This window comes from Nocardia sp. NPDC004260 (assembly GCF_053603155.1).
Genome location: NZ_JBSGEZ010000041.1, coordinates 23997 through 45571, shown reverse-complemented (window position 1 = coordinate 45571; position 21575 = coordinate 23997). Strand labels below are relative to the sequence as shown.

Below are 21575 nucleotides of genomic sequence, written 5' to 3'. Positions count from 1 at the left end.
GCCGCATCCGAGGCGGCAAGGGAGAGCCGCCAAAAGCTGTACCGCGAATTCCGCCGCCTGAATCCGTTAATAGGCTGGCAGGGGTTCGGCAGTTAGTGACGCCTTCGGGCGGTTGTGATCGTCCTCGATTGGCGTGTCGGGACACACCGCCACGTCACCCCGTTACCGTTCGGGAATCGACCACGAAGGACTGCCCGGCGGTTGGCGGGTAAGAGTGGAGCCCGGTATTGGCATAGCCCGATCGAGAGGACCTGGACTTGAGTGATCTTTCTCGCCGTGACCTGCTCAGGACGTCGACAGCCGCTGGCGTAGGAGCAGTCGTTGTTTCGGGCCTCACAGCCGCAGATACGGATACTGCAAACGCAAGCGCCCCGCGAAAACGCCCGGGATGCCCGCCCGCGACGTTGACCGGCCACATCGTCCGACCCGGTGACGTGTCGTATACGGAGGATCGACTCGGCTGGGACCAGCTCTTTTCCCACTATCCGCTGGTCATCGTCTTCGCGCAGGACACCCAGGACGTGGTGAACGCCCTGACGTGGGCGCGGCAGCACAACATCGCGTTGCGGGTACGCAGCGGCCGCCACGCCCTCGAGGGCTGGTCGAACGTCGACAACGGCATCGTGATCGACGTCAGCCGGCTGAAGTCCGTCCGGATCGACCCTGGCGCTTGTCTCGCGACGGTCGGCGCCGGGCTGAACCAGTTGGAAGCGGTGACGACGCTCGCGAAGCAGAATTTTGCGATCACAACCGGAAGCGAGGGCAGCGTAAGCGCGTGCGGTGCGACGCTCGGCGGTGGCCTCGGGCCGCTCAACCGCTGGCTCGGCATGGCCTGCGACAGCCTGATGGCGGCCGAGGTCGTCGTCGCGTCGGGTGACGACTGCGCCGAGGTGATCAACGCGGACTCGCAGAACCACTCGGACCTGCTCTGGGCGCTTCGCGGCGCGGGCAACGGCAACTTCGGGATCGTCACCCAACTCACCTACAAGGTGTATCCGCTCGAACGTCTGGCCAATGTGCAGGCGACATGGGATGGACTCGGGGACCTCTACGGGGTCTTCGAGGCGTGGCAGCGAACGTTACCGTCCGCCGACAGCCGTCTGGGATCCGAGCTCGAAGTCCACAAGTCCCAGATCCTGCTGTCCGCGTGGCTTGTGGAGGGGGCGGCGGCACAGGCCACAGAGATGCTGGCTGCGATCCTGTCGGTCGGCACGCCCGATGTCACGGTGCAGGTCGGCAACTGGGGCGATATTTTCGCGGGAGCCCAGGTCCCGCTCCCGCAAGAGCCCGCGAACTGGAAGTTCTTCTCGCAGTTCGTCAAAGAGCCGTTCCCGAAGAAGGCGGTCGACATCATCGGCGACTTCATGCGAAACGCTCCGACAGAGGAGAGCAACTACTTCGTCGATGCCTTCGGTGGGGCGATCAAGACAGAACCCCCCGGCGGCACGGCGTTCGCGCATCGCGACGCGCTCTTCTACGGTGAGATCGGCGCGGGCTGGGGGACTCGTTCAATACAACCAGGCGTCAGCGACCCGCTGACCTCGCAGGCCCAGGCCTGGACCGCTGAGTTCAGCCAGGCGCTGCGGCCCTACGCGGACGGCGCCTACGTCAACGTCCCGAACGTCGGAATGCAAGAGTGGGGAACCGCCTACTGGGGCAGAGAGCACTTCGAGCGGCTGCGCAGGATCAAAGCGAAGTACGACCCTCACAACGTTTTCCAGTACGAGCAGAGCATCCCGCCTGCGTCACACTGATCGACAGTCAGTCATGGCTGTTCCGCGGACCCGGACCTACACGACATCTCGGCAGGCTTCGACCTCACCCAACCTGTCTCCGCGAGCTGCCGTGACATGCCGGCCTGTCCTGGTGGTTCATCTTCGACCGGCAAAATGCTCGTCGAGTACGCGCGCGATGATCGGCAACACGTGGCGCGCGGTCAGTTCGTCGTGGGTGACTCCGATATCGTGATCGACGATCTCGCCGGTCACGTAGGGTTGCCATCCACCGGGGCCCGAGCTGTCGGGAGCGTCGACGGTCGCACTGAAATACACTGCGTCCCCGTCGAATACGGGACGCTGATATCCGGTTCTGATGTGTGCCACTATGTTGTACCACCGCGTCAGACGCTCGATCGTCTCCGCGTCGATCGGCGAAACACCGCCCAGCTGGGTACGAATCAGATCGGCGGCATCTTCCGCGGACGCATCGGCGGGCACACCACGAATACCCAACATCGGGCCGAAAGTACTGACGAAGCCGCCAGCAGAAAGCTGCTCGATGCTGTCACCATCGATGTCCGCGGAGTCCGTGTCGAGTAGCGCAAGAAGTCCTACATGCTCACCGGCGTTCCTCAACTTCGCGGCGATCGCGTGCGCGACGAGCCCGCCGAACGACCACCCGAGCAGGTGGTAGGGACCCGTCGGCTGCAGGATACGGATTTCGTGGATGTACCGGTCGACCAACTCTTCGATCGATCGCGCCAGCGCTTCGCCGCCGCCCAGGCCCGGTGCCTGTAGCCCATAGATCGGCCTGCCCTGCGACAGCACATCCGCGAATCCCGAGTAGGGCCAGGCGACTCCGGAGGACGGGGACACGCAGAACAGCGCGGGTTCGCTGCCGTCGAGCCGGATCGGCCACACGACGTCCAGCATAGCTCCGGCGTCGACTGGCGGCAGCTCATCGGCCATGCGCCCGGCGGCCGCGGCCAATGCGGCGATGGTGCGGTGCTGGAACACCTGAAACGGCGTGCAGTGGACGCCCCGCCGCTCGGCCCTGGATACCAGCTGGAGAGCGAGGATACTGTCGCCGCCGAGAACGAAGAAGGAATCGTCGGCGCCGACTTTGTCGACACCGAGCAGCTCCGCGCAGATGTCGGCGAGAATTGCTTCGGTCGGTGTCGAGGGTGGTCGGTACTCGGTCTGCCCGTCCGTGAATTCAGGTGTCGGCAAGGCATTCCGATCGAGCTTGCCCACCGCGTTGAGCGGAATCGTATCGAGCACGACGAATACGGAAGGGACCATGTACGCGGGCAGGGCAGCGGTCGCGACCATACGCAGGTGCGCGACGTCGACCGCGATACCATCGGCAGGCAGCACATACGACACCAATACGGTCGCCCCCGTCGGCCCGGCTCGGCCCATCGTCACCGCGTACTCGACCTGTTCATCGCGGCACAGCACGGAATCGATCTCGCCGAGTTCGATCCGTAGGCCGTGAATCTTCACCTGGAAGTCGTTGCGGCCCAAGAACTCCAGCTCGTATGTATGGTCGGTCCCGATGACCCATCGCGCCATGTCTCCGGTGCGGTACATCCGCTCCCCCGGCTGGCCGTAGGGATCGGCGACGAAGTGTGTCGCGGTCGACTCGAAACGGCCGAAATAGCCGCGGGCGAGCGCGGGACCGGCCAGGTACAGTTCACCGGCGACGCCGACCGGCACCGGACGCAACCAGGTGTCGAGCACCATGGTCGCGGCGCCGCGGATCGGCCCGCCGATGGTGATCGGGGCTGCCGCGGCGAGATCGCGGTGACAGGTCGCCCAAGTGCTGAACTCTGTCGGACCGTACAGGTTCACCATCCGACGCTCGGTCGACCACCGCTCGATCAGTTCAGCCCCCGCGGGCTCGCCCCCCACAGCGAGCACCCGCAGGTCATCGAGTCCGTCAGGATCCATCGTGGCCAGTACCGACGGCGTGATCGACGCATGGGTGACCCGTTCGGCGCGCAGCAGTCGATCCAGCTCTCCGCCCGCACATACGTCAGGCGGCGCGATCACGAGTTCGCCGCCCGCGCCATGTGCTGTCAGCAGTTCGAAGATCGACGCGTCGAAGCTCGGTGACGCCACATGCAGCACGCCGGCCGCCGGATCCAACTCCAGTGAGTCGGTCAAGGCGGCCACCAGATTCGCGAGCCCGCGATGGCTGACCAGCACAGCCTTGGGTTCGCCGGTGGAACCCGAGGTGTAGATCAGGTACGCCGCGTGGTCGATGCGAATGGGACTCCCGCGCTCCGCGTCGGTGATCGGTGCTGCGGAGACCATCTCGACGCGGCGGCGCGTATCGAAATCATCGAGCAGCAGCCAGTCGATGGTTCCCGGCAGCGTCTCGTGGGTCACCGTCACGCCGATCGCCGCCTTCGAGTCGGCCAGGATGTGCTCGATCCGCTCGATCGGATAGCAAGGATCGAGCGATACGAACGCCGCGCCGGTCTTGGCGACGGCCCACACCGCCACCACCGATTCCAGCGATCGACCGAGAGCAAGCACGACGCACATTTCCGGCCGCACGCCTCGGCGCAGTAGGACGCGGGCAAGACGATTGGACGAGGCGTCGAGCTCACCATAGGACATCGTTATCTCGCCCGCGCGAACAGCGATGGCACTGTGGTCGATCCCTGCTCCGGCACAGAGAATTTCGGGCAGTGTTCGCGGCGGCATCGACGCCGGTCCACGCACCGGCAGCAGCGCGGCGCGCTCCGCGTCGTCGCAGCACTGTAGCTCGGACACTACTGCCTGTAGGTCGCCTACGAGTTGAGTCAGGAGCCGGACCAAGCGATCCAATAGTAGGCGCGCTGTCTCCGGCGCGAACTGGTCGGCGTGGTACTTCACGCTGATGCGCAGCATGGCCTGCCCGTCGCTGCCGGGCAGCGGAACCACCATGAGATTCAACGGATACGGCGTGGCATCGGTGCCCTCGATGTCGACTACCCGCATGCCCGCGATGTCCGGCAGCATCGACAACGCGCCTCGGTCGAGCGGGTACGACTCGAAAACGGTGAGCGTATCGAACAATTCGGCCAAGCCCACCGTCTTGTGAATCGCAGCGAGCCCGACTTGCTGATGATCCATCAGCCGTGCCTGTTCACTCTGCATGCGAGCCAGTAGGTCGGCGACCCGCTCCGCGGGATCGAACCGTACGCGCACCGGCAGCGTATTGATGAAAAGACCGACCGATTCTTCGACACCGGCCAGCTCCGGTGGCCTGCCCGACACCGTCGCACCGAATACCACGTCGGATCGGCCGGTCAGCACGGCTAGCAGCATCGCCCAACCAGCCTGCACTATCGTGTTCGCCGTGGTGCCCGAATCGCGCGCGGCCATTTGCAGACGTGCGACCATGTCCTGGGACAGGTCGGCGGACACCGTCCCGGTCCCTGTCGCCTCCGTACCGGTCGATATCGAGACCGCCCGTGTCGGGATGTCGATACCTGCCAAGTACTGTGCCCACGCGGCGGTCGAGGCAGCATGATCCTGCTGGCGCAGCCAGGAGAGGAATTCGCGGTAGGAGTGCGCGGGCGGCAGCGCGGAGGTGTCGCCCGCAGTGGCATAGAGCATGAGTAATTCCCGCAGCAGCAGCGCCGTCGACCAGCCGTCCAGCACAAGGTGATGGTTGGTCAGCACGAACCGGTACTGCGCGGGAGCGGTACGCACGAGCGTGCAGCGCACGAGCGGCGGGCGGGTCAATTCGAACCGGCTGCCCGCGTCCAGGGCGATCACCCGGTCGAGTTCTCGCTGTCGTTGCTCGGCTTCGGCGATTCCGGTCAGGTCGATCTCCCGCCAGCAGATGTCGGCGTCGGTGACGAGGAGTTGGCGGGGCCCTTCATCGGTCTCCACGAACGCGACCCGCAGGATGTCGTGCCGTGCGACCAGCGTCTGCGCAGCGCAGCGTAGTCGCGCGGTGTCGACGGTGCCGGTCAGCGTGAGTAGCGACTGCACCGTATAGACGTCGGCGCCTTCGGGATCGTACAGCGCATGGAAGAGCAGGCCATGTTGCAGTGGTGACAGCGGCCAGACATCGGTGAGCGTCGGATAGGTGCGATCCCAGGCGTCGATCTGTGCCTGCGTCACCGCGACGAGGTCGAAGTCGCAAGGAGTGTGTCCTCCGGCTCCTGGGCTGCCGCTGTGATCGACCAGTGCCCGCAGCGCGGCTGCCCAGAGATCGGCGAACTCTTCGACGTCTACGGCCTCGAGCAGCCGAGCTGCGTATGCCCACGTCACTTCCAGCCCGGCGTCGGTCAGGGCGGCATTGATATCGACGACTGCGGCCAGCGGCGCTCGCTCGTCCCGCGTTGCCGCGAAGCGTTGCGGCAACCAGGCCCCGGCCTCGCTGTCGGTCGGCACCCGGCCCAAATAGTTGAAGCTGATCTGCGGGGTCGGCGCGTCCACGAGCGCATTCTTGGTGTCGGCGTTCAGATACCGGAGCATGCCGAAGCCGACACCCTTGTCGGGCACCGCGCGTAACTGTTGCTTCGTGTTCTTGATCGCGGCGCCCGCCGCGGGGCCACCGGTGAAAGCGTCTGCGAGGTCGATGCCCGTCAGATCGATGGCGATCGGATGGACCGTGGTGAACCAGCCCACGGTGCGCGCGACATCGGCGCCGGGCAGAACGGCCTCCGTGCGTCCGTGGCCCTCCATGCTGAGAAGCAATGACCTTCGATCACGCCAGCGGCATGCCGCCATCGCGAGGGCGGTCAGCAGCACATCGTCGGCACCGCAGTGGAAAAGGTCCGGCACCGTGGTGAGTACCGAGTTCGCGACGTCCGCAACGACGGTGGTCCGGAAAGTCCCCGCCGTGGCGGCGATGTCGAGCGCCGGGTCCCACGCACCCGTGCCGATCGGCGGATCGGGCGTCGCCAAAATGTTCTGCCAGACCGACAGTTCGGCGCTCCGGCCTGCCGCATGCTCGAGTTGTCCGTGCGCCCAACGCCGAAACGAGGTACCAACCGGAGCCAGGGCGAGGCCCATGGCCGCGGTCGCCAGATCCGGCAGCAGGGTGCGCCACGACACCGCGTCGATCACCAGGTGATGCAGCACGATCCAGCACAAGGAAGGAGCATCCGCTCGTTCGATCAGCACGAAGCGCGCGACGACTCCGGTCTCCGGATCGAGCAGGTCCGCGGCAGCTTGCAATTCGTCATCGAACGTCGGATCGCCATCGCGATCGGCGCTCACGATGTCCACCAAGGTGCCTGCCTCGACCGCACCGGCTGGCGCGACAACCCATTCCCAGCCGTGATCGGTGTTTCGCATCGAGGAGCGCAGTAGATCGTGATGGTCGAGAAGCACTTGCACGGCCTCGACCAATCGTGTGTGGTCCACGTCGGCCGGTAGACCGACCAAGACCGCCTGGCCGAGCCTGCGCCAGGTCTGTCCTTGGTCGAGCATCGCGTGCACGATCGGTGTGAGGTCGACGGCGCCGACGCCACCGCCGGGCAGCTCGCGTGCCACCGGAGTGTGCGCCTCGGTGGCCACCGTTGCGAGAGCGGCAACGGTCTTGCGCTCGAATACATCTCGTGCGCTGAAGCCGATTCCGGCGGACTTCGCCTTCGAGACCAGTTGAATGGCCGAGATACTGTCGCCACCGAGTGCGAAGAAGCTCGCGTCGACGGCCACCGAATCCATCCCGAGAACCTCGGCGAACAGCGCGGCCAGCGCCTGCTCCCGTGGCGTCGAAGGTGGTCTGCCCACAGGCGCGTCCGAGCCGAACTCTGGTTCTGGCAGTGCCGTGCGATCCACCTTGCCCAGCGGTGTCAGCGGAAGACTGTCCAGTATTACCACCGCGGCGGGCACCATGTAGGCCGGAAGCGCCTTGTCCGCAGCCGCTTTCAACGCGTCCACAGAGACCTCGACACCCGGTTCGGGCAGCACGTACGACACCAGCGCGGTGGAACCCGAGTCGGTCTCCTTGCCGAGGGTAACCACGAAGTCGACGCCGGGGTGCTGTCGCAGAACGGCGTCGATTTCGCCGAGCTCGATACGGAAGCCGCGCACCTTCACCTGAAAGTCGCTGCGACCCTGATGATCCAGCTCCAATCTCCCGGAACTCTTGGTCCAGCGAGCCAAGTCTCCGGTGCGGTACATCCGCTCGCCGCACGCGTAAGGGTTCGCTACGAATCGGCAGGCAGTGAGGCCGCTACGCTGATGATAGCCGCGCGCCACACCCGCCCCGGCGAGGTAGAGCTCCCCGATCGTCCCGGGAGCCACCGGCCGCAACCAGGAATCGAGCACGACCGCTGAGAAACCGCGAGCCGGACTTCCGATCGTGACCGGCCCAGCGGGTCTCAACGCGTCGCTCAACGTCGCCGTGACCGTGGTCTCGGTGGGCCCGTACCCATTGAGCACAGCACGACCGGACCACCTGGACACCAACTCGCCTGGGCAGCTCTCACCACCGACAACGACAGTGCGCAGGCTGGGTAGTGTCGCCGGGTCGAGGGTTCCCACGACCGCCGGTGTGGCGTCCAGGTGGGACACCCCTTCCGCGCGCAGAACCGCCGCCATCTCTTCACCGCCGTACGCCGATGGCGGAACAACGACGAGCGTCGCACCGGCGGCGAAGCTGACCAGGATCTCTTCGACCGAAATATCGAAGCTCGGCGAAATAACATGTGCCATCACGGAATCCGCGGCGACACCGAAACCCTGCGCGGAGTTTGCGACCAGGTTCGCCAAGCCCCGGTGTGTGACCATCACGCCTTTGGGCAATCCGGTCGACCCCGACGTGTAGATCATGTAGGCGACCTGATCCAAGAGCACCGCAGCGTGCCGCACCGTATCGTCGACCGCAGCCGCACTTTGCTCCGCGATGTCCCGGCCGGTCTCGTCCTCGTCGAGGATCAGCCAGGTCACCCGATTCGGAAGCAGACTTCGCGCGGTCGTTACGGTAAGGCCGATGCCGACGCCGCTGTCGTCGACCATGTGCTCGATCCGGTCGGAAGGGTAGGTCGGGTCGATCGGCACGAATGCGGCGCCTGTCTTGGCCACGGCGAGCATCGCGAGCACGGAATCGATCGAGCGCGGAATCGAGATCGCCACACCGCGTTCCGGCCCGACACCGCCGGCGATCAAAATGCGTGCCAGCCGGTTGGTGTATTCGTCCACCTGGCGGTAGGTCAGCCGAGCCGACCCGCTGTGGACAGCGATCGCTTCGGGGTCGATTCCCGCACCCGCGGCGAGAATTTCGGGGAGCGTGCGCGGCGCGACGCCCGTCGGTCCGCGTGCCGGTGCGAGTTCGGCGAGCTCGTTATCGGGTACGACGGGAATCGTGGACAGTGCCGCGTCCGGTCCAGCGGTGAGGAACCTGCGCAGGAACCGCAGAAATCGGCTGTGGTGAGTGATCAATTCGGTATCGCTGTACAGGTTCGCGTTGCCCTGGAAGTCGATGTGGGTGCTCTCGCCCCCAACGCCCGGATACAGATTGACGTAAAGGTCGTCGATCAGCCCGGCCGTCAGCACATGCGCTCGTCCGGTGACCGCACCGAGTTGAACCCTGGTGTCCAGCATCATCAAATTCACCGACGGACCGAAGGTCGCTACCTCGTCCATCGGCCAACCGAGGTCGCGGAAGATGTCCTCTTGGCGGTAGCGCTGCCGCCGCAGCGCGCCGGTCAGCTCAGCCTGTGCTGCCCGGATCAGTTCACCGACGGTCGTGGTCGGCTGCAAGCTCAGTCGCACCGGGACGACGTTGGCGATCATGCCGCCGGAGCGCCGCATCGTCGCCGTCGTGCGCGCAGAGACCGGCAGGCTCAAGACCACCTCTGGAGCGCCGGTGATCGCAGCCAGATAGGCGCCGAAGGTTGCGACCACCGTAGGCGCCACACCGGACGACGCCGCCTTCGCGACCATCGCCAGCAACGCAGCCGTTTCCTGCGTCAGCGCCGCCTCCACACGTCTGGGATGCGCGTCCACTTCGGCGGTACGGCCCGCCAGACTCACCGGGTCGGCGATCCCGTCCAGGTGCCGAAGCCAATACTCGCGGTCGGCCGCGAAACGGTCGGAGCTGCGGTACTCCTGATCGGCATCGACGATCTTCCTCAGGTCCTCGGCCTGTGCGGCAGGGGGCGGCCTCCCCTCGATCGCCGCGGTGTAGAGCTCGCCGGTGCGTCGCGCCATGGCCGAGACCCCCATGCCGTCCAGCGCGATGTGATGCATCCGCCAGTAGCAGAACCAGCGGTCGTCGGCGATCCGCAGCATGACGACACAGGCCAGCCGATCGTTCATCAGATCGAGGGGCGCCGAATATTCGCGGCGCATCCAGGCATGAGCTGCGCCCGCGGGATCGCGCTCACCTCGGAAGTCGACAACGCGTGCACTATCGTCGAGCGTGGTGTCGACGCACTGGAACGGATAACCGTCGCTTTCTATCAGGCGCAGATACCCGGTGCCGAACTCGCGCCCGGCTTGGCGCGCTGCCGGGGCGAGCAGGTCGAGCTCGATAGCTCCCACCAGGTCGACGTACTGGGCAATAGAGATCGGGACATCGCCTGCCACGTGCTGGGCGAACCAAATTCCGCGTTGCGCCGCCGAAAGCGGGAAGGCTCCGTCGGGCAGCCCATTGCCGGTAGCGATCGGTCGAGCGAAAGACTGTTGCATGACAAGACCTTTATTCTGACCGGTGTAGCCGCTCGGGCAATTCGTCACGATCAAGTACTACGGATGTCGTATTCCTTGCATCTCCGTTGACACGGCGCACGCCAGGGCTGAATCGGCACCCCTCCGCAAACTGAACGAGATCGCGCGTTTATCGCACAGCGGCACCCGATCTGAGCCAGGCTCAGGACGGCGTCCGCGCCGACAGAGGTTCCGTCGGCGCATCGGCCGCAGTCCGCGATGTAAGACGGCGAACGCCGACCGCTCATTTCGGAAAGCCATAGACGCGGCGACTTGCTGGGTACCGCCGGATCGGCGGCAAATGTGAACAGCCCCCGCATCATGGCGCACTGGCAGACCACTCACGATCGACTCGTTACCCACGATGAAGCTCAACACGAGAGAGTTGGCATCGGCCCCTGCTAGCCGGACCAGCGCGGTCGCATCGACCGCCGCGACAGGCTTCGCGAGCGGCGGCATGCAGAGGTTGTCGGCGAGCGACGCGGTCGGTGCGTGCATGTCGTATCCCAAGGCCACAGCCAGGAGGCCTATTGTGCACCCCGACCATGGCCTCCAGCAGGGACTTCAACGATAACTCCGAACCGAGCGCCGGTGCAGGCTTTCGATAGACAGAACTCACCACTTTCTCGCCCTGCCTCGACGCCTGCACGTGGTTCCACGCCGTCACGTGCTCAGCTGCCGATGACCGACGACCAAGCCCACGGTCACCTGGACCGCCGTGACCGCCTTGCAGCGGGTCGTGGTCGCCTGGTCGGCAGAGCACCCTCGAGTCATCCGGACCGCCTTAGGTCTGCCTTGCAGCTGTCCACGTCGCCCGCTTCGACCGCGACCGCGAGGTCGACTTCACCGTGGACCCGATCGTGGGTCTGGTCAGCGCACGCGTCGGTGGCGTCGACGCTTCGGCAAACAGCCAGAACAACTCCGAAAGGTCCGCCTAGTTGGGGAAGAGCCCACACCTTGTCGATGAACGGGGCCGGAACCCCCGCATGTCCGTCATGTCGATCAGTTTTCCCCAACTACGTGTTCGCTCCGAGGACACGGTGGGTCACCTAGCGTCTGGGCCCCGAAAGGCCGGGCCGCCCAGCAGGCAGCGGATCTCCTGGTCCGGGTACGGGGTGCTCCGGCTCTCCTGCTGGAACGCGCGCATGAATGCGGACATCGCCGCGGCGATCGGCGCGTGCCGAGTGATGACCGCGGCGGCCCCGCAGGGATGCCCTCCGGCGGCTTGCCCTCGGCGAAGACGCCCACCATCGCGGCGCGCGCCTCCCGGTCCTCCCGCCGGAGCCCGTACAGGGCGGTGACCAGCCAGTTCACCAAGTAGGTGGCGGTATAGCCGCGGTCGTAACTCTGGTTCTGGTCGAAGAACGCGGCATCCTCCGGTGAGAGGTCGAACCCGCAGCACAGCGCGAGGCCGTAGTCGCCGGAGTAGAGGCGTCGACCGTCGGTCAGGATGTTCTCGAAGTGCGCGTCGAGGTGCAGCAGACCGCGGCTGTTCATGAACGCGGTGCCGGCGGCCAGTTCCCGCTCGACCATGGCGCAGGCCCGGTCGGCGGGCTCCTCGCCCGCCTCGATCTGGGTGTTCAGCCACTCGTGCAGGTTCTGCGGGATGTATTCCAGGAACAGCGCGATGCTCGCCGAAGAGTTCTGGAGGGCCTCGATCCGGTGGCGTACCTGCGGTCGGCCGACCCAGTAGGCGACGGCACGGTCGATGTCGGCGAGTTCCCCCGGCAGCGGCGTCGTGTCCGGCAGCACCCGCCAGTGGTACATCAGCGGGAAGCCCTCGTGTTCGGCGGCGAGCACCCAGTTCGTCGTCATGGTGTGCACGGCGAGCTCGCGCCAGGCTCCGAAGCCCGGCCCGCCGATGAGGCCGACGCCGTAATGGCTCTACGTCACGACCTCCACGCACGCGTCAAGCGACGGTCTGAGGCCACGGGGCCGCTGGCTTTCGGCATGTCGCCGATCCGCAGCACGGCCACGGATCATACGGTTGTCCGACTGCGCTCGGAGATACGCACAGCGCCTGTCGCGCCGCATGCCGCCGCGCTGGTCCGGCATGCAGACTCCCCCTGACCGGGAACCTCGCCCTCGGGCGGACGTGCCTCCGTGCCAAGATGACGCGATGAGCACCGTGTTCAGGCGGCCGATCAGCGAGCAAACCGTGCATCTGTTCATGGATTACGGGCAGTTCCGCATCGACGGCGGCGTCGAGAGCCCGGTCGAGGAACTCGAACTGCTCGACCGCGCGCAGGCGGCGCATCCGTTCGCCTCCGATGGGCTGGCGGTGGTGGTGTTGAGCCCGCACCAGAACAACTTCCATATGTCAGTAACGGTTGAGGTATGGGACGAGCGGCCGCCCGGGGATCGCGGCGAATGGCAGCAAGTGTGTGAGACGAGGTTACGAGTCGGACCGGAGGGCACACTGTTCCTGTCGTCGCCCACCGACGGCGCGGTCGACTGCCCGGTTCCGGAGGGCCAATACCTGATCGAGATCAGCGGCCGTGGATTCGTCAACTACGGCTGGCCCGGGTCGACCGAACCCGGCGATGTGTGGCGCATCCGGCTCTGGCCGGACGACGGCAGCGAACCGCTACCGGCCATGCAGTGGCACATGCCCGGATACGGTGTGCCCGAGAATGTTCCGCTGCCCGAGGTAACCGCGTCGGTCGACGTGGAGGAATGGGTCGTCGTTGTCGACGACAAAGGCTCTCGCCGCCTGCACATCGACGATCTGCCTGCGCAGGCGGCCGCTTTCCAGCGGCAGCGTTGGGGCGGGGAGCCGATACCCCGGCTGGAAGATCACCCGGGCGCGGAAGACCTGGCACGCCATGACCGCGCGATCGCCGAGGCGATCGCCACGATGGGTGATCCCGAGTTGCGGCGCCTGGCGCGTTGGTCGGCGGCCCAAGCCTGCGCGAAAGCAGGCCTCAGCGACCGGCCGTGGGTGCGGCCCGCCTTGGCGGCGCTGCGGGACGGCCGACCGCTACCGCCCCCGTTCGACGACGTAGACGCGGCCATGACCTGGCTGCACGACGAGGACTTCGGCCCGCCGAAAGGTGAGCACGTCGGCACCATCGAAGCGACGATGGTTCTCGGTTCGGCCGGTGCGACGGCGAGCCCTTTCGATCTGGGCCCGATCCACCGTCCGTCCTTCGCGCTGCCCACCATCATCGACGCGAACGGACCCGACGCCCTCGATGCCGCGATGACGACCCTGTACGCCACGGGATTGGTCTTCGGCCCCGAGGTGGACACGCTGTTCGCCGCGCTCAGAGCGGAATTCGGGATCGGTTGAGCCGAACGGCGAGGGCGGATCCGTATGGTGGGATCCGCAGCAGTGACTGCTCCGGCACGTCGACGGCTTCGCCTGTGCGAAGCGGTGATAGGCCTTGTATCCATTGCCACTGCGGGGATTTCATGTTTGCGAGTCGCCGAGCGACGGGTTAAGGATGGCTACATGTCGCATCCCACGCTGTCTCTGCGTGATCTCCCTAGGCTTCGCACCCGCCACATCGCGCAGATCGGTGGACTGATGCGCCCCGGCACGCACCGTTCCCCCTTGCTGGAATTCGGCGAACGGTTCGTCGTCTCGCCGCCAGGATTTCCGACCATGCTGGTCACTTACGACATGGACGATGTGCGAGGACTGTTCGCCAACCACGACGACTTCTCGGTCGGGCAGGTGCTGAGCCGCTTCTCCAGCCACGACATGATGTTCGGCAAGCAGACGTTGATCTTCCTCGACGGTGACGAACATCGCCGCGAACGTAAGCTGTTCGCACCGCCGTTCCAGAGCAAGGCACTCCGGTCCTACGAGGACCTCATGGTGGAGGTGGTCCAGCGCGAACTGCCGACTTGGCCTGTCGGTGAACCGTTCGAATTTCTGAAGGTCGGCTACGACCTGGCCATCGGCGTGCTGCTCGGCGTCGTCTTCGGCGACGTGGCCGCGCCCCGCAAGGACCGGCTGAAACAGGCGGTGAGCCGGTGGTTCGGGGAAATAGAAAGTCGCGGATTTCTCGCGGTCACCTTGCTCACCCCGCTTGTCGGTGGCTACACGTTGCCCTACCCGCCGCTCAGCCGCCGCCAGTCGGAGGTCGACGCCCTCATCATCGAGGAAATCGCCGCGCGCCGGTCCACGCCCGGTGACAGAAACGGCCGGAAAGACGTGCTGTCGCGGTATGTCGGCACCGAACTGGATCAGCACGACGATGCCGCATTGGCCCGCAATATGCGTGGCATCCTGCTCGGCGCCTACGAGACCACCGCGATCACGCTCGGCTGGATCGCCGCCATGCTGGCCGTCCACCCGGCAGCCATGGCCGAACTCGATGCGGCGGTCGACGCAGGCGACTCCGCCCGGCTCGACGCATATCTCGACGCCGTGGTCGCCGAAACAATGCGAATCCGCCCGGTGTCACCGTTCACTGGGCGGCGCGCACTGCGCGACACCGTGGTCAACGGAGTCCACGTCCCCAAGGGGGCCATCGTCATAGTCCCGATTCTCCTCATTCACGAATCACCACGGCATTACCCGGACCCGATGGCCTTCCGCCCTGAACGCTTCCTCGACGAGCCGCCGAACGGCCGCACCTGGCTGACCTTCGGCGCCGGCGCGCATCGCTGTCTGGGTGCCCAATTCGCCTTGGCGGAAGCGCGCATCCTCTTCCGCACCATCCTCGAGCATCGCCGCATCGGCGCGGCCACCGGTCCCGTCGAGCCCCCACGTCGCTATCACACCGGCCTCAGCCCCGCCTACAACGCCCGGATAACGTTGCATCCCCGTTGATCAGACCCGTACCGCGGCAGGCTGATTCGCCGTCGCCGGAGTCTTCGAGCACCTGGAGTCGAGCAGGTGCCAGCGCGGCCGCGTCATCACCGGAGCACGCTCAGAGGAGAGGTCCTGCTGGTGGTCGACGATCACGAACGATCTGCGGGCCGAAAGACAGCGTAGAAGGTGAACGTCGCCTGCCAGCGCGCCGAGTGAACGTCGATCCAGGTACCGGCGGCGGTCTCGCGCAGCGTGACCTCCTGGAACAACTCCCGCCGTAAATCGGTCATCGCTCGATGCGTGGCACACCCTCCCGATGTCCGGTCGAGCTGCACCGCATCTGCGGATCCGGCCTCAATTTCGGCCGATACCAACATCTTCCGCAGCAACATGGTGTCTCATTGCCATTGATCGGCGGTGTTCTGGATACCGATGCAACCAGTCAGGAGAGTGCCCGCATGCCCCGCGAAAAGGATTCGGCTGTCTTCCCCCATCTGGATGCGGATCTGGACCGGGTCCGTGACGTTCTCGGACCCGTTCGGCTGGAGGGTAGGCCTGAACTGGCCGCGCTCACAGAGGAAGGGCCGGACACCTCGCGCCGCCTGGTCCGTCCCACATTGACCCTACTGTCGTACTACCTGCTCACCGATCCCGCGGCCCCGGCCGACGACCGAGCGGTGCGCGCCGCCGCTGCCGTGGAGTTGCTGCATCTGGGCTCGCTCTACCACGACGACGTCATCGATCACGCATACGAGCGTCGAGGCCGTCCCAGTGCCAATGTGGTGTGGGGTTCGCATATGGCCGTGTTGGGTGGGGACTCCGTGATGCTCACAAGCGTGCGCATGCTGGCCGAACTCGGCGGGCGCGAAGTCCTGTCGGGGGCAATTGCCGGTGAGCAGATGTGCGCGGGCATGGTGATCGAGGCCGCCGACCTCTACGTGGCCTCCCGCAGCGAGCAGTCCTACCTGGACGCGATCGACGGCAAGACGGCGGCGGTGCTCTCGCTGGCATGCCGGGTGGGCGCGATGCAGGCCGGCAGGCCCGACGATCAGCAAGAGGCGTCGGCCCAGTTCGGCCGGTACTTCGGGCTGGCCTACCAGCTGTATGACGACATCCTCGATCTGACCTCCACCGCCGAAGAACTGGGCAAGCCCGTCAACGCGGATCTGTCCGCGGGCATTTACACACTGCCCGTGATCCGCGCGGCCGCCCGCGACAGAAGCCTTGCTCGCCTGTTGCAGAGCAGAATGACGCTCGAGCAAGCCGCGCGCGCCCGCGAGATCGTCATCGCCTGCGGCGCCGTGGACGAAGCACGAACGGTGGCTGATGAGTTCATGGACCGGGCCGCCGGTCAGCTCGCCACCCTGCCCGTCGATCCGGGCGCTCGCCACGCGATCACCGCCTACGCCAGGTCCATACTTGACCGGCGAACTCCTGGTCCCGCGGTCCCCCGGCGGTCGACGCAGCCACCTCGAACCCGCGGCGATGGGCTTCCGCCGCAGCTCGGGCGATGGTTGCGGAACTGGCTGGTGGACACCGGCCTTGCCGTCTCCTCTGCCGAGGCGGACTACCACCGGTGGACGGGGGCGATCCAGATCCCGGCGCGAACATTGGCCCCAGCAGCGAGTGCGGCCCGTGAACAGACCGCCTACGGCATGGCCGTGCTGGTCCTCGCCTGGGATGACCTTTTCGAGGATCCGCAGCTGAAGGACCCGGAAGCCGTGACCGCGTTGCGACGTGGCATGGTGGCGACGCTGCGCCAGGACCCGGAGAAACCGTGGCGGCCCGGCGCGATTCCGACGGCTTGGGCGAGCATATGGCCGCGCCTGCGCGAGGGCCGGACCATCCGCTGGCAGAAGCGGTTCCTCGACGGCCTCGAGGAGTGGTTCGAAGCCGCCGAACGCGAAGCCCATCATCGCATCAGTGGCTACGTCCCTTCCACGGCCGACTACCTACCGATGCGGATGTCGACCAGTGGGATCGAAACCGCCATCGCCTGCATGGAGGTGTACCACGACCGGGAACTGCCATCGACGCTGCGCGAACACCCCGTGATCCGCCGTCTCGAGGAACTCGCCTTTTGGGTCACCTTCGTGGAGAACGACCTGGTGGGACTGGATCAGGACGAGGCAGACCGAGTTCCGTACAACCTGGTGCGGGCGGTCCGTCACGAAACCGGCTGCACTCGCGACGAAGCCGTGGACCGAGTGCGGCGCCAAGTGGCGGACCAGCGTGCCCAGCTCGAGGCGGTAATCCACTACGTCCCCGCGCTCCTGCGCGTTCTTCCCGGCTTGGCCGGTCAGGGGAAGGACTACGCGGAGATGTATGTGAACATCACGAGCGTGGGGCTCTGGGGGCGTGAAAGCAATCGGTACACGCAAACCTCCGCTATCGCAGCGCCGGATCTCGAACGCTTGCGCCGTGAGGTCTACCTCCCGGCCGACGAACCGGCTCCCACGCCGTCATAAGCTCCACAGCCGGGCAAAAGCAGAGTCACGTCCCGCACCTCCACCGTGTGGTCGCGCGGAATGCCTCCTCAGTGCATCACCGACTGTCCGGACCCCTTCGGGCTCCAGATGCGCATCCACATCGTAGGTCCAAGAGAGGAACGGGTGCGCCGATGGAAAGCGATCAGACCGACGAGGGCGCTCGCGACGAACCAGGCTAGTTGTACGGCGAATCCCGTCAATGGCGCGGCGTCGGAGAAACCCGCTGTGGTCGAAGCCTGCATGGCCCCATAGGAGGGCAGCCAGCGCACGAAATCGCTATCCGCCCCGGCACTGGCGATGGGGTTTTGTACGGCCATGTCGAAGCAGCTGACCATCGCGATGGCGAACATCCCCTCCACCTCTCGGCGCAGCAGCGCGCCGAGAGCCACACCCAGCGCCCCGTACGTCATCGCCGCGCCGAAAAGCGCCGCGGCGAGCAGGACAGGCTGCCGCGGCGACCAGTAGCAGCAGATGACCGCCGTGGCGTACACGCAAACAACCACCGAGGCCACCACCAGGCAGGCGATCTTCGCCAAACCCGAAGCGACCCGGGGGTACCCCGCCATGGAGAGGCGCCGGTCGAATGCGCCGCTGCTGAAAGTGGCAGCGAACATCATGAACCCTATGATCAGCGAGACCGCCATCAGAGCGCCGCTGACCTGAGCGAGCTCGTTACCGTTGGCGCGCAGAACCAGACCGGTGTCTCGAAGCCGGAACGGCACCTCGAGGTCTGTGACGGCCACGCGGACCAGGGTGATCAATATGGGAAGGAAGAAGGCCACCAACAGCATGGCGAAACGGTTACGCGCGTGCTCGATGAGACCGTAGCGCGTGGCGATCACGAACAAGCGCACACCATCACTCATCCGGCATTCTCCTGTCCGCCTCGTAAGACGCCGTCGCGCAACCGCCACACCTGGTCCAGCTTGTCGGTGTCGTGAGCCAGATGCGAGACCACCAAGACCGACCGGTCGGTGTCACGAAACTCCGCGACCAGATCCCAGAAACGCAGATACGTCTCCCAATCGAAACCCTGATACGGCTCATCCAGCAGCAAGACCTGCGGATCATGCATCACCGCCAGCGTCAGGTTGAGCTTTTGCCGCGTACCGCCGCTGAGCGTCCCGACCCGCTCACCGGCGTACTCCGCGAAACGCAAGATCTCCATGGTCTCCTCCGCGCGGCGCAGGTCGGGGATCGCATAGGCCTCGGCGAAGAAATTCAGGTGCTGACGCACCGTGAAGGCGTCGTTGAGGATCACCTGCTGAGGGCAGTAACCGAACCGCCCACGGTGGCGGACCCTCCCCCGGTCCGGTCGCAGCTCTCCGGACAAAATCTTCAGCAGCGTCGACTTACCCGCCCCGTTCTCACCGACGATGCCCACCAGCGTCCCCGGAGGCAACACCATGTCGATGCCACGCAGCACCGACCGTCTGCCGTACGAGTGGTGGACGTCCTCCACCTCCATCAGCCGCCCCCGATTCAGTGGCCCGACAACGGCCTCGAATGCTACCAATCGGCCACGAAACACGTTGGCGGAACGGCATTTTCGCGACAGGCAACCCTCAGCGATCGACCGCCTCTGCCACGCCGTCCCACCCTTCCCCACCATCAACGAGGTGTGGCTGCGCCTGCTGGATACCTATCGCGACCAGCGACGCTGACCCCTTCGCCGCAACCATCAGCCGCGGTACGTCCGTGGCGGATGGTCGCCCGCCGCGGTTACAGCTCGGATGAGAGCGACAGTCACGTTGCCGCTCGAGTTGGCATTGCCACGATCGTGCACACTTGAGCTACTCGGCCGAGTCGCCACAGAGGGGGAATTCGAATGGACCCGGCCACCTTGGTCGCCACCGCGGTCGCGGTCGGCGCCGCCGCCGGCCTCACCGATACCGCCAAGCAATCCGTGACCGACGCGTATGCGGCGTTGAAGGGTCTACTCACCCGCCGCTATCGCGATGTGGATCTCGCACAGGTGGAGGCGGACCCGGACGCCGCCGCCGAACGGGAAGCCCTCGCGGGATCCCGTTGCTGGAGGCCAACGTCTCCGCCAGCGCGCGAGAACTCGGTCTCGACCACCCCGACACGTTGACCTACCGGTACAATCTCGCCGTCTATCACGCGGCAGGCCGCATCGATGACGCCCTCACCAACCACCGAACCACCTTGACCGACCGACTGCGCATCCTCGGACCAGACCACCACGCCACCCTCGCCTCGCGCGACAGCCTCGCGGCCGCGTACCGCTCAGCCGGTCACCTCGACACCGCGATCGACTTGTTCAAGACGAATCTCGCGGAGTACCACCGCGCTCTTCCCGGCCATCCGCGGCTCCGGAGCACTCGCAACGCGCTTGCCGACACACTTCGAGCCGCAGGCCGATTCGCGGAAGCCATTCCCCTGTACGAGGCGAACATCAACCCGCAGGAGTTCGGCCCCGACGACTCCCTCACCGGGCGTTCGGTCAACGGACTCGCGCTCGCCTATCAAGCGGCAGGCCGATTCGAGGACGCCGTGAAACTCTTCGAGACAATGTTCGACCAGACGAAGCGAGCCCTCGGCAGCGACCATCCACTGGCTGGCGTGGTGCGCGACCAGCTTGCCGCGGCCGAGCAGGTAGCCGAGACCCATAGGCGCCACCCTACGAACCCGCCGGCCTCAGGCTTGATTCAGCCACATACCCTGCGGCGCAGCAGCAGGTCACCCCAGGAAACGATGCAACTCCAAGCTCACTCCGTCTGATCAGGCATCAAGTGGACAGCACCCCGATCAGCCGTTACCGACTTTTCTTACCGGCAGACTCCTGATAGATGTCGGCGTAGGTCCGCGAGTCCTTTATCAGGTCATCACAGAAAGCTGCGACATCGTCACCGATCACCTCCATGACGCCTTTCCCGGCTGCGATGCCTTCCTCGAAGAAATCGAGAAGTCCCGGTAACAGGCTCCCGTCGGCCAGTTCGACCGGACCGACCTTGAACAAGTATTTCTGCATTTCCTTGTAAACGATTCGGTAATCAAGTGGGAGCGCCTTGACCCGCGCCATATGCGCCCGCCACTCTTTCTTACCTTCGATGATGTCGCGGATTCCCATCTCAGTCTCCCAGCCTGCCCAGTTTCTTTGCGACATTCTTGTTCAGCTGTTCACGCCATCTGTCGCGATAGGTCTTGGCGCCTTCTTCGCCGGCGATAGCCGCACAGAACCCTTTGATGTCGTCGCCAAGCACCTCATGGACACTCTGGCCATCGGTCGCCGCTTCCTCGAGCAGCCCCAGGGCGCCATCGAGGATCGGCATCAGATTGCGGCCCGTGCCGCCCGAGTAGGGGAACAGGTGGACCTTGATCTCTTCCCACGCCGCTCGATACTCGGCCGGAAGCGCACCGGCCCGCGCCTCGAAGTGTTCGTATTCCCTGGTGAGATCGCTTCCCGTGATTGTCTCCCAGAAGTTCATTTCCCGCTTTCCTTGAGCTCGTTGATGCGTGCTGAAACGTATTCCCATTTAGCCCAGAATTTCGCGAGCTCTTCGCGTCCAGCATCGTTCAGTGCGAAGAATTTGCGCGCCGGACCGACTTCCGACGGTCGCTTCGATACCGCGACCAGCCCGTTTTTCTCCAGCCGGAGCAAGATGGCGTAGATCGTCCCTTCGACGACATCGGTGAAACCGAGTTCGTTCAGCCGGCGAGTGATGGCGTATCCGTATGTTTCCTCCGTGCCGATGATTTCGAGGACACAGCCCTCCAGAGTTCCTTTCAGCATCTCCGTCAAGTTGTCCGTAGCAGGCTCCTTCGATCACGGCGCGCTACTCAGCGCTACTGACTACCACTAGACTGTAACACAGAGTAGTAGTCATCTGAAGGCAGCCGTGCCACCCGGGAGAGGTCGCCTCGGAGCGACCGTAGATCGGGCGTCGTGGCCGTAGCGATGGGCGGAAGCTCGGC

14 protein-coding genes are annotated in these 21575 nt (G+C 65.5%); 6 read left to right on the top strand and 8 right to left on the bottom strand.

Features of this window, described 5'->3' with window-relative positions; translation table 11 throughout:
• Positions 1 to 404 precede the first annotated feature (404 nt).
• Positions 405 to 1754: an FAD-binding oxidoreductase gene (locus tag ACWEO7_RS23250; protein ID WP_452426058.1), complete on the top strand. Its 1350-nt coding sequence runs from the start codon at positions 405 to 407 to the stop codon at positions 1752 to 1754.
• Between the two features lie 117 nt (positions 1755 to 1871).
• Here the strand turns inward: ACWEO7_RS23250 and ACWEO7_RS23245 are convergent, their stop codons facing one another.
• Both ACWEO7_RS23245 and ACWEO7_RS23240 read right to left on the bottom strand, forming a co-directional pair.
• Positions 1872 to 10367, bottom strand: a complete 8496-nt coding sequence (locus tag ACWEO7_RS23245; protein WP_452426056.1) for an amino acid adenylation domain-containing protein — start codon at positions 10365 to 10367, stop codon at positions 1872 to 1874.
• 1020 nt (positions 10368 to 11387) lie between these two features.
• A complete protein-coding gene (locus ACWEO7_RS23240) occupies positions 11388 to 12200 on the bottom strand; it encodes a hypothetical protein (protein ID WP_452426055.1) in 813 nt (270 codons plus the stop codon).
• A gap of 304 nt (positions 12201 to 12504) precedes the next feature.
• Here ACWEO7_RS23240 and ACWEO7_RS23235 point away from each other — a divergent pair, with 304 nt between their 5' ends.
• Together ACWEO7_RS23235 and ACWEO7_RS23230 are read left to right on the top strand one after the other, a co-directional pair.
• The gene (locus ACWEO7_RS23235; protein ID WP_452426053.1) at positions 12505 to 13677 is read left to right on the top strand and encodes a hypothetical protein; all 1173 of its coding nucleotides are present in this window, start codon (positions 12505 to 12507) and stop codon (positions 13675 to 13677) included.
• Between the two features lie 162 nt (positions 13678 to 13839).
• Complete coding sequence (locus tag ACWEO7_RS23230) at positions 13840 to 15168, top strand: cytochrome P450 (protein WP_450020932.1); 1329 nt, start codon at positions 13840 to 13842, stop codon at positions 15166 to 15168.
• A 131-nt stretch (positions 15169 to 15299) separates the two neighbouring features.
• Here ACWEO7_RS23230 and ACWEO7_RS23225 read toward each other — a convergent pair whose 3' ends face one another.
• Positions 15300 to 15542: a hypothetical protein gene (locus ACWEO7_RS23225; protein ID WP_452426052.1), complete on the bottom strand. Its 243-nt coding sequence runs from the start codon at positions 15540 to 15542 to the stop codon at positions 15300 to 15302.
• Positions 15543 to 15608: 66 nt separating this feature from the next.
• On the opposite strand from ACWEO7_RS23225, the gene ACWEO7_RS23220 reads away from it, so the two are divergent.
• Complete coding sequence (locus tag ACWEO7_RS23220; protein WP_452426050.1) at positions 15609 to 17618, top strand: polyprenyl synthetase family protein; 2010 nt, start codon at positions 15609 to 15611, stop codon at positions 17616 to 17618.
• A gap of 68 nt (positions 17619 to 17686) precedes the next feature.
• Here the strand turns inward: ACWEO7_RS23220 and ACWEO7_RS23215 are convergent, their stop codons facing one another.
• Both ACWEO7_RS23215 and ACWEO7_RS23210 read right to left on the bottom strand, forming a co-directional pair.
• The gene (locus ACWEO7_RS23215; protein ID WP_452426048.1) at positions 17687 to 18505 is read right to left on the bottom strand and encodes a hypothetical protein; all 819 of its coding nucleotides are present in this window, start codon (positions 18503 to 18505) and stop codon (positions 17687 to 17689) included.
• The gene (locus tag ACWEO7_RS23210; protein ID WP_452426046.1) at positions 18502 to 19155 is read right to left on the bottom strand and encodes an ABC transporter ATP-binding protein; all 654 of its coding nucleotides are present in this window, start codon (positions 19153 to 19155) and stop codon (positions 18502 to 18504) included. The genes ACWEO7_RS23215 and ACWEO7_RS23210 overlap by 4 nt, the downstream gene beginning before the upstream one ends.
• A gap of 312 nt (positions 19156 to 19467) precedes the next feature.
• Here ACWEO7_RS23210 and ACWEO7_RS23205 point away from each other — a divergent pair, with 312 nt between their 5' ends.
• Together ACWEO7_RS23205 and ACWEO7_RS23200 are read left to right on the top strand one after the other, a co-directional pair.
• Complete coding sequence (locus ACWEO7_RS23205) at positions 19468 to 19731, top strand: hypothetical protein (protein ID WP_452426044.1); 264 nt, start codon at positions 19468 to 19470, stop codon at positions 19729 to 19731.
• On the top strand, positions 19668 to 20381 hold the full coding sequence (locus ACWEO7_RS23200; RefSeq protein WP_452426042.1) for a tetratricopeptide repeat protein: 714 nt from the start codon (positions 19668 to 19670) through the stop codon (positions 20379 to 20381). Before ACWEO7_RS23205 ends, ACWEO7_RS23200 begins: the two co-directional genes overlap by 64 nt.
• Before the next feature lie 34 nt (positions 20382 to 20415).
• Here ACWEO7_RS23200 and ACWEO7_RS23195 read toward each other — a convergent pair whose 3' ends face one another.
• From ACWEO7_RS23195 to ACWEO7_RS23185, 3 genes are read right to left on the bottom strand one after another with little or no spacing between them, the layout of a single operon-like run.
• A complete protein-coding gene (locus ACWEO7_RS23195) occupies positions 20416 to 20730 on the bottom strand; it encodes a DUF1048 domain-containing protein (protein ID WP_452426040.1) in 315 nt (104 codons plus the stop codon).
• 1 nt (position 20731) lies between these two features.
• Positions 20732 to 21088 (bottom strand): DUF1048 domain-containing protein, encoded by a 357-nt coding sequence (locus tag ACWEO7_RS23190; protein ID WP_452426039.1) that lies wholly within the window; start codon positions 21086 to 21088, stop codon positions 20732 to 20734.
• Positions 21085 to 21393 (bottom strand): PadR family transcriptional regulator, encoded by a 309-nt coding sequence (locus ACWEO7_RS23185; RefSeq protein ID WP_452426038.1) that lies wholly within the window; start codon positions 21391 to 21393, stop codon positions 21085 to 21087. The genes ACWEO7_RS23190 and ACWEO7_RS23185 overlap by 4 nt, the downstream gene beginning before the upstream one ends.
• Positions 21394 to 21575 lie beyond the last annotated feature (182 nt).

Bases quoted from the DNA above. Each gene is read 5' to 3' on its own strand.
- ACWEO7_RS23190 (WP_452426039.1), bottom strand. From the start codon at position 21,088: ATGAACTTCTGGGAGACAATCACGGGAAGCGATCTCACCAGGGAATAC.
- ACWEO7_RS23185 (WP_452426038.1), bottom strand. From the start codon at position 21,393: ATGCTGAAAGGAACTCTGGAGGGCTGTGTCCTCGAAATCATCGGCACG.
- ACWEO7_RS23235 (WP_452426053.1), top strand. From the start codon at position 12,505: ATGAGCACCGTGTTCAGGCGGCCGATCAGCGAGCAAACCGTGCATCTG.
- ACWEO7_RS23220 (WP_452426050.1), top strand. From the start codon at position 15,609: ATGCCCCGCGAAAAGGATTCGGCTGTCTTCCCCCATCTGGATGCGGAT.
- ACWEO7_RS23225 (WP_452426052.1), bottom strand. From the start codon at position 15,542: ATGTTGCTGCGGAAGATGTTGGTATCGGCCGAAATTGAGGCCGGATCC.
- ACWEO7_RS23205 (WP_452426044.1), top strand. From the start codon at position 19,468: ATGGACCCGGCCACCTTGGTCGCCACCGCGGTCGCGGTCGGCGCCGCC.
- ACWEO7_RS23215 (WP_452426048.1), bottom strand. From the start codon at position 18,505: ATGAGTGATGGTGTGCGCTTGTTCGTGATCGCCACGCGCTACGGTCTC.
- ACWEO7_RS23240 (WP_452426055.1), bottom strand. From the start codon at position 12,200: ATGACGACGAACTGGGTGCTCGCCGCCGAACACGAGGGCTTCCCGCTG.
- ACWEO7_RS23230 (WP_450020932.1), top strand. From the start codon at position 13,840: ATGTCGCATCCCACGCTGTCTCTGCGTGATCTCCCTAGGCTTCGCACC.
- ACWEO7_RS23245 (WP_452426056.1), bottom strand. From the start codon at position 10,367: ATGCAACAGTCTTTCGCTCGACCGATCGCTACCGGCAATGGGCTGCCC.
- ACWEO7_RS23195 (WP_452426040.1), bottom strand. From the start codon at position 20,730: ATGGGAATCCGCGACATCATCGAAGGTAAGAAAGAGTGGCGGGCGCAT.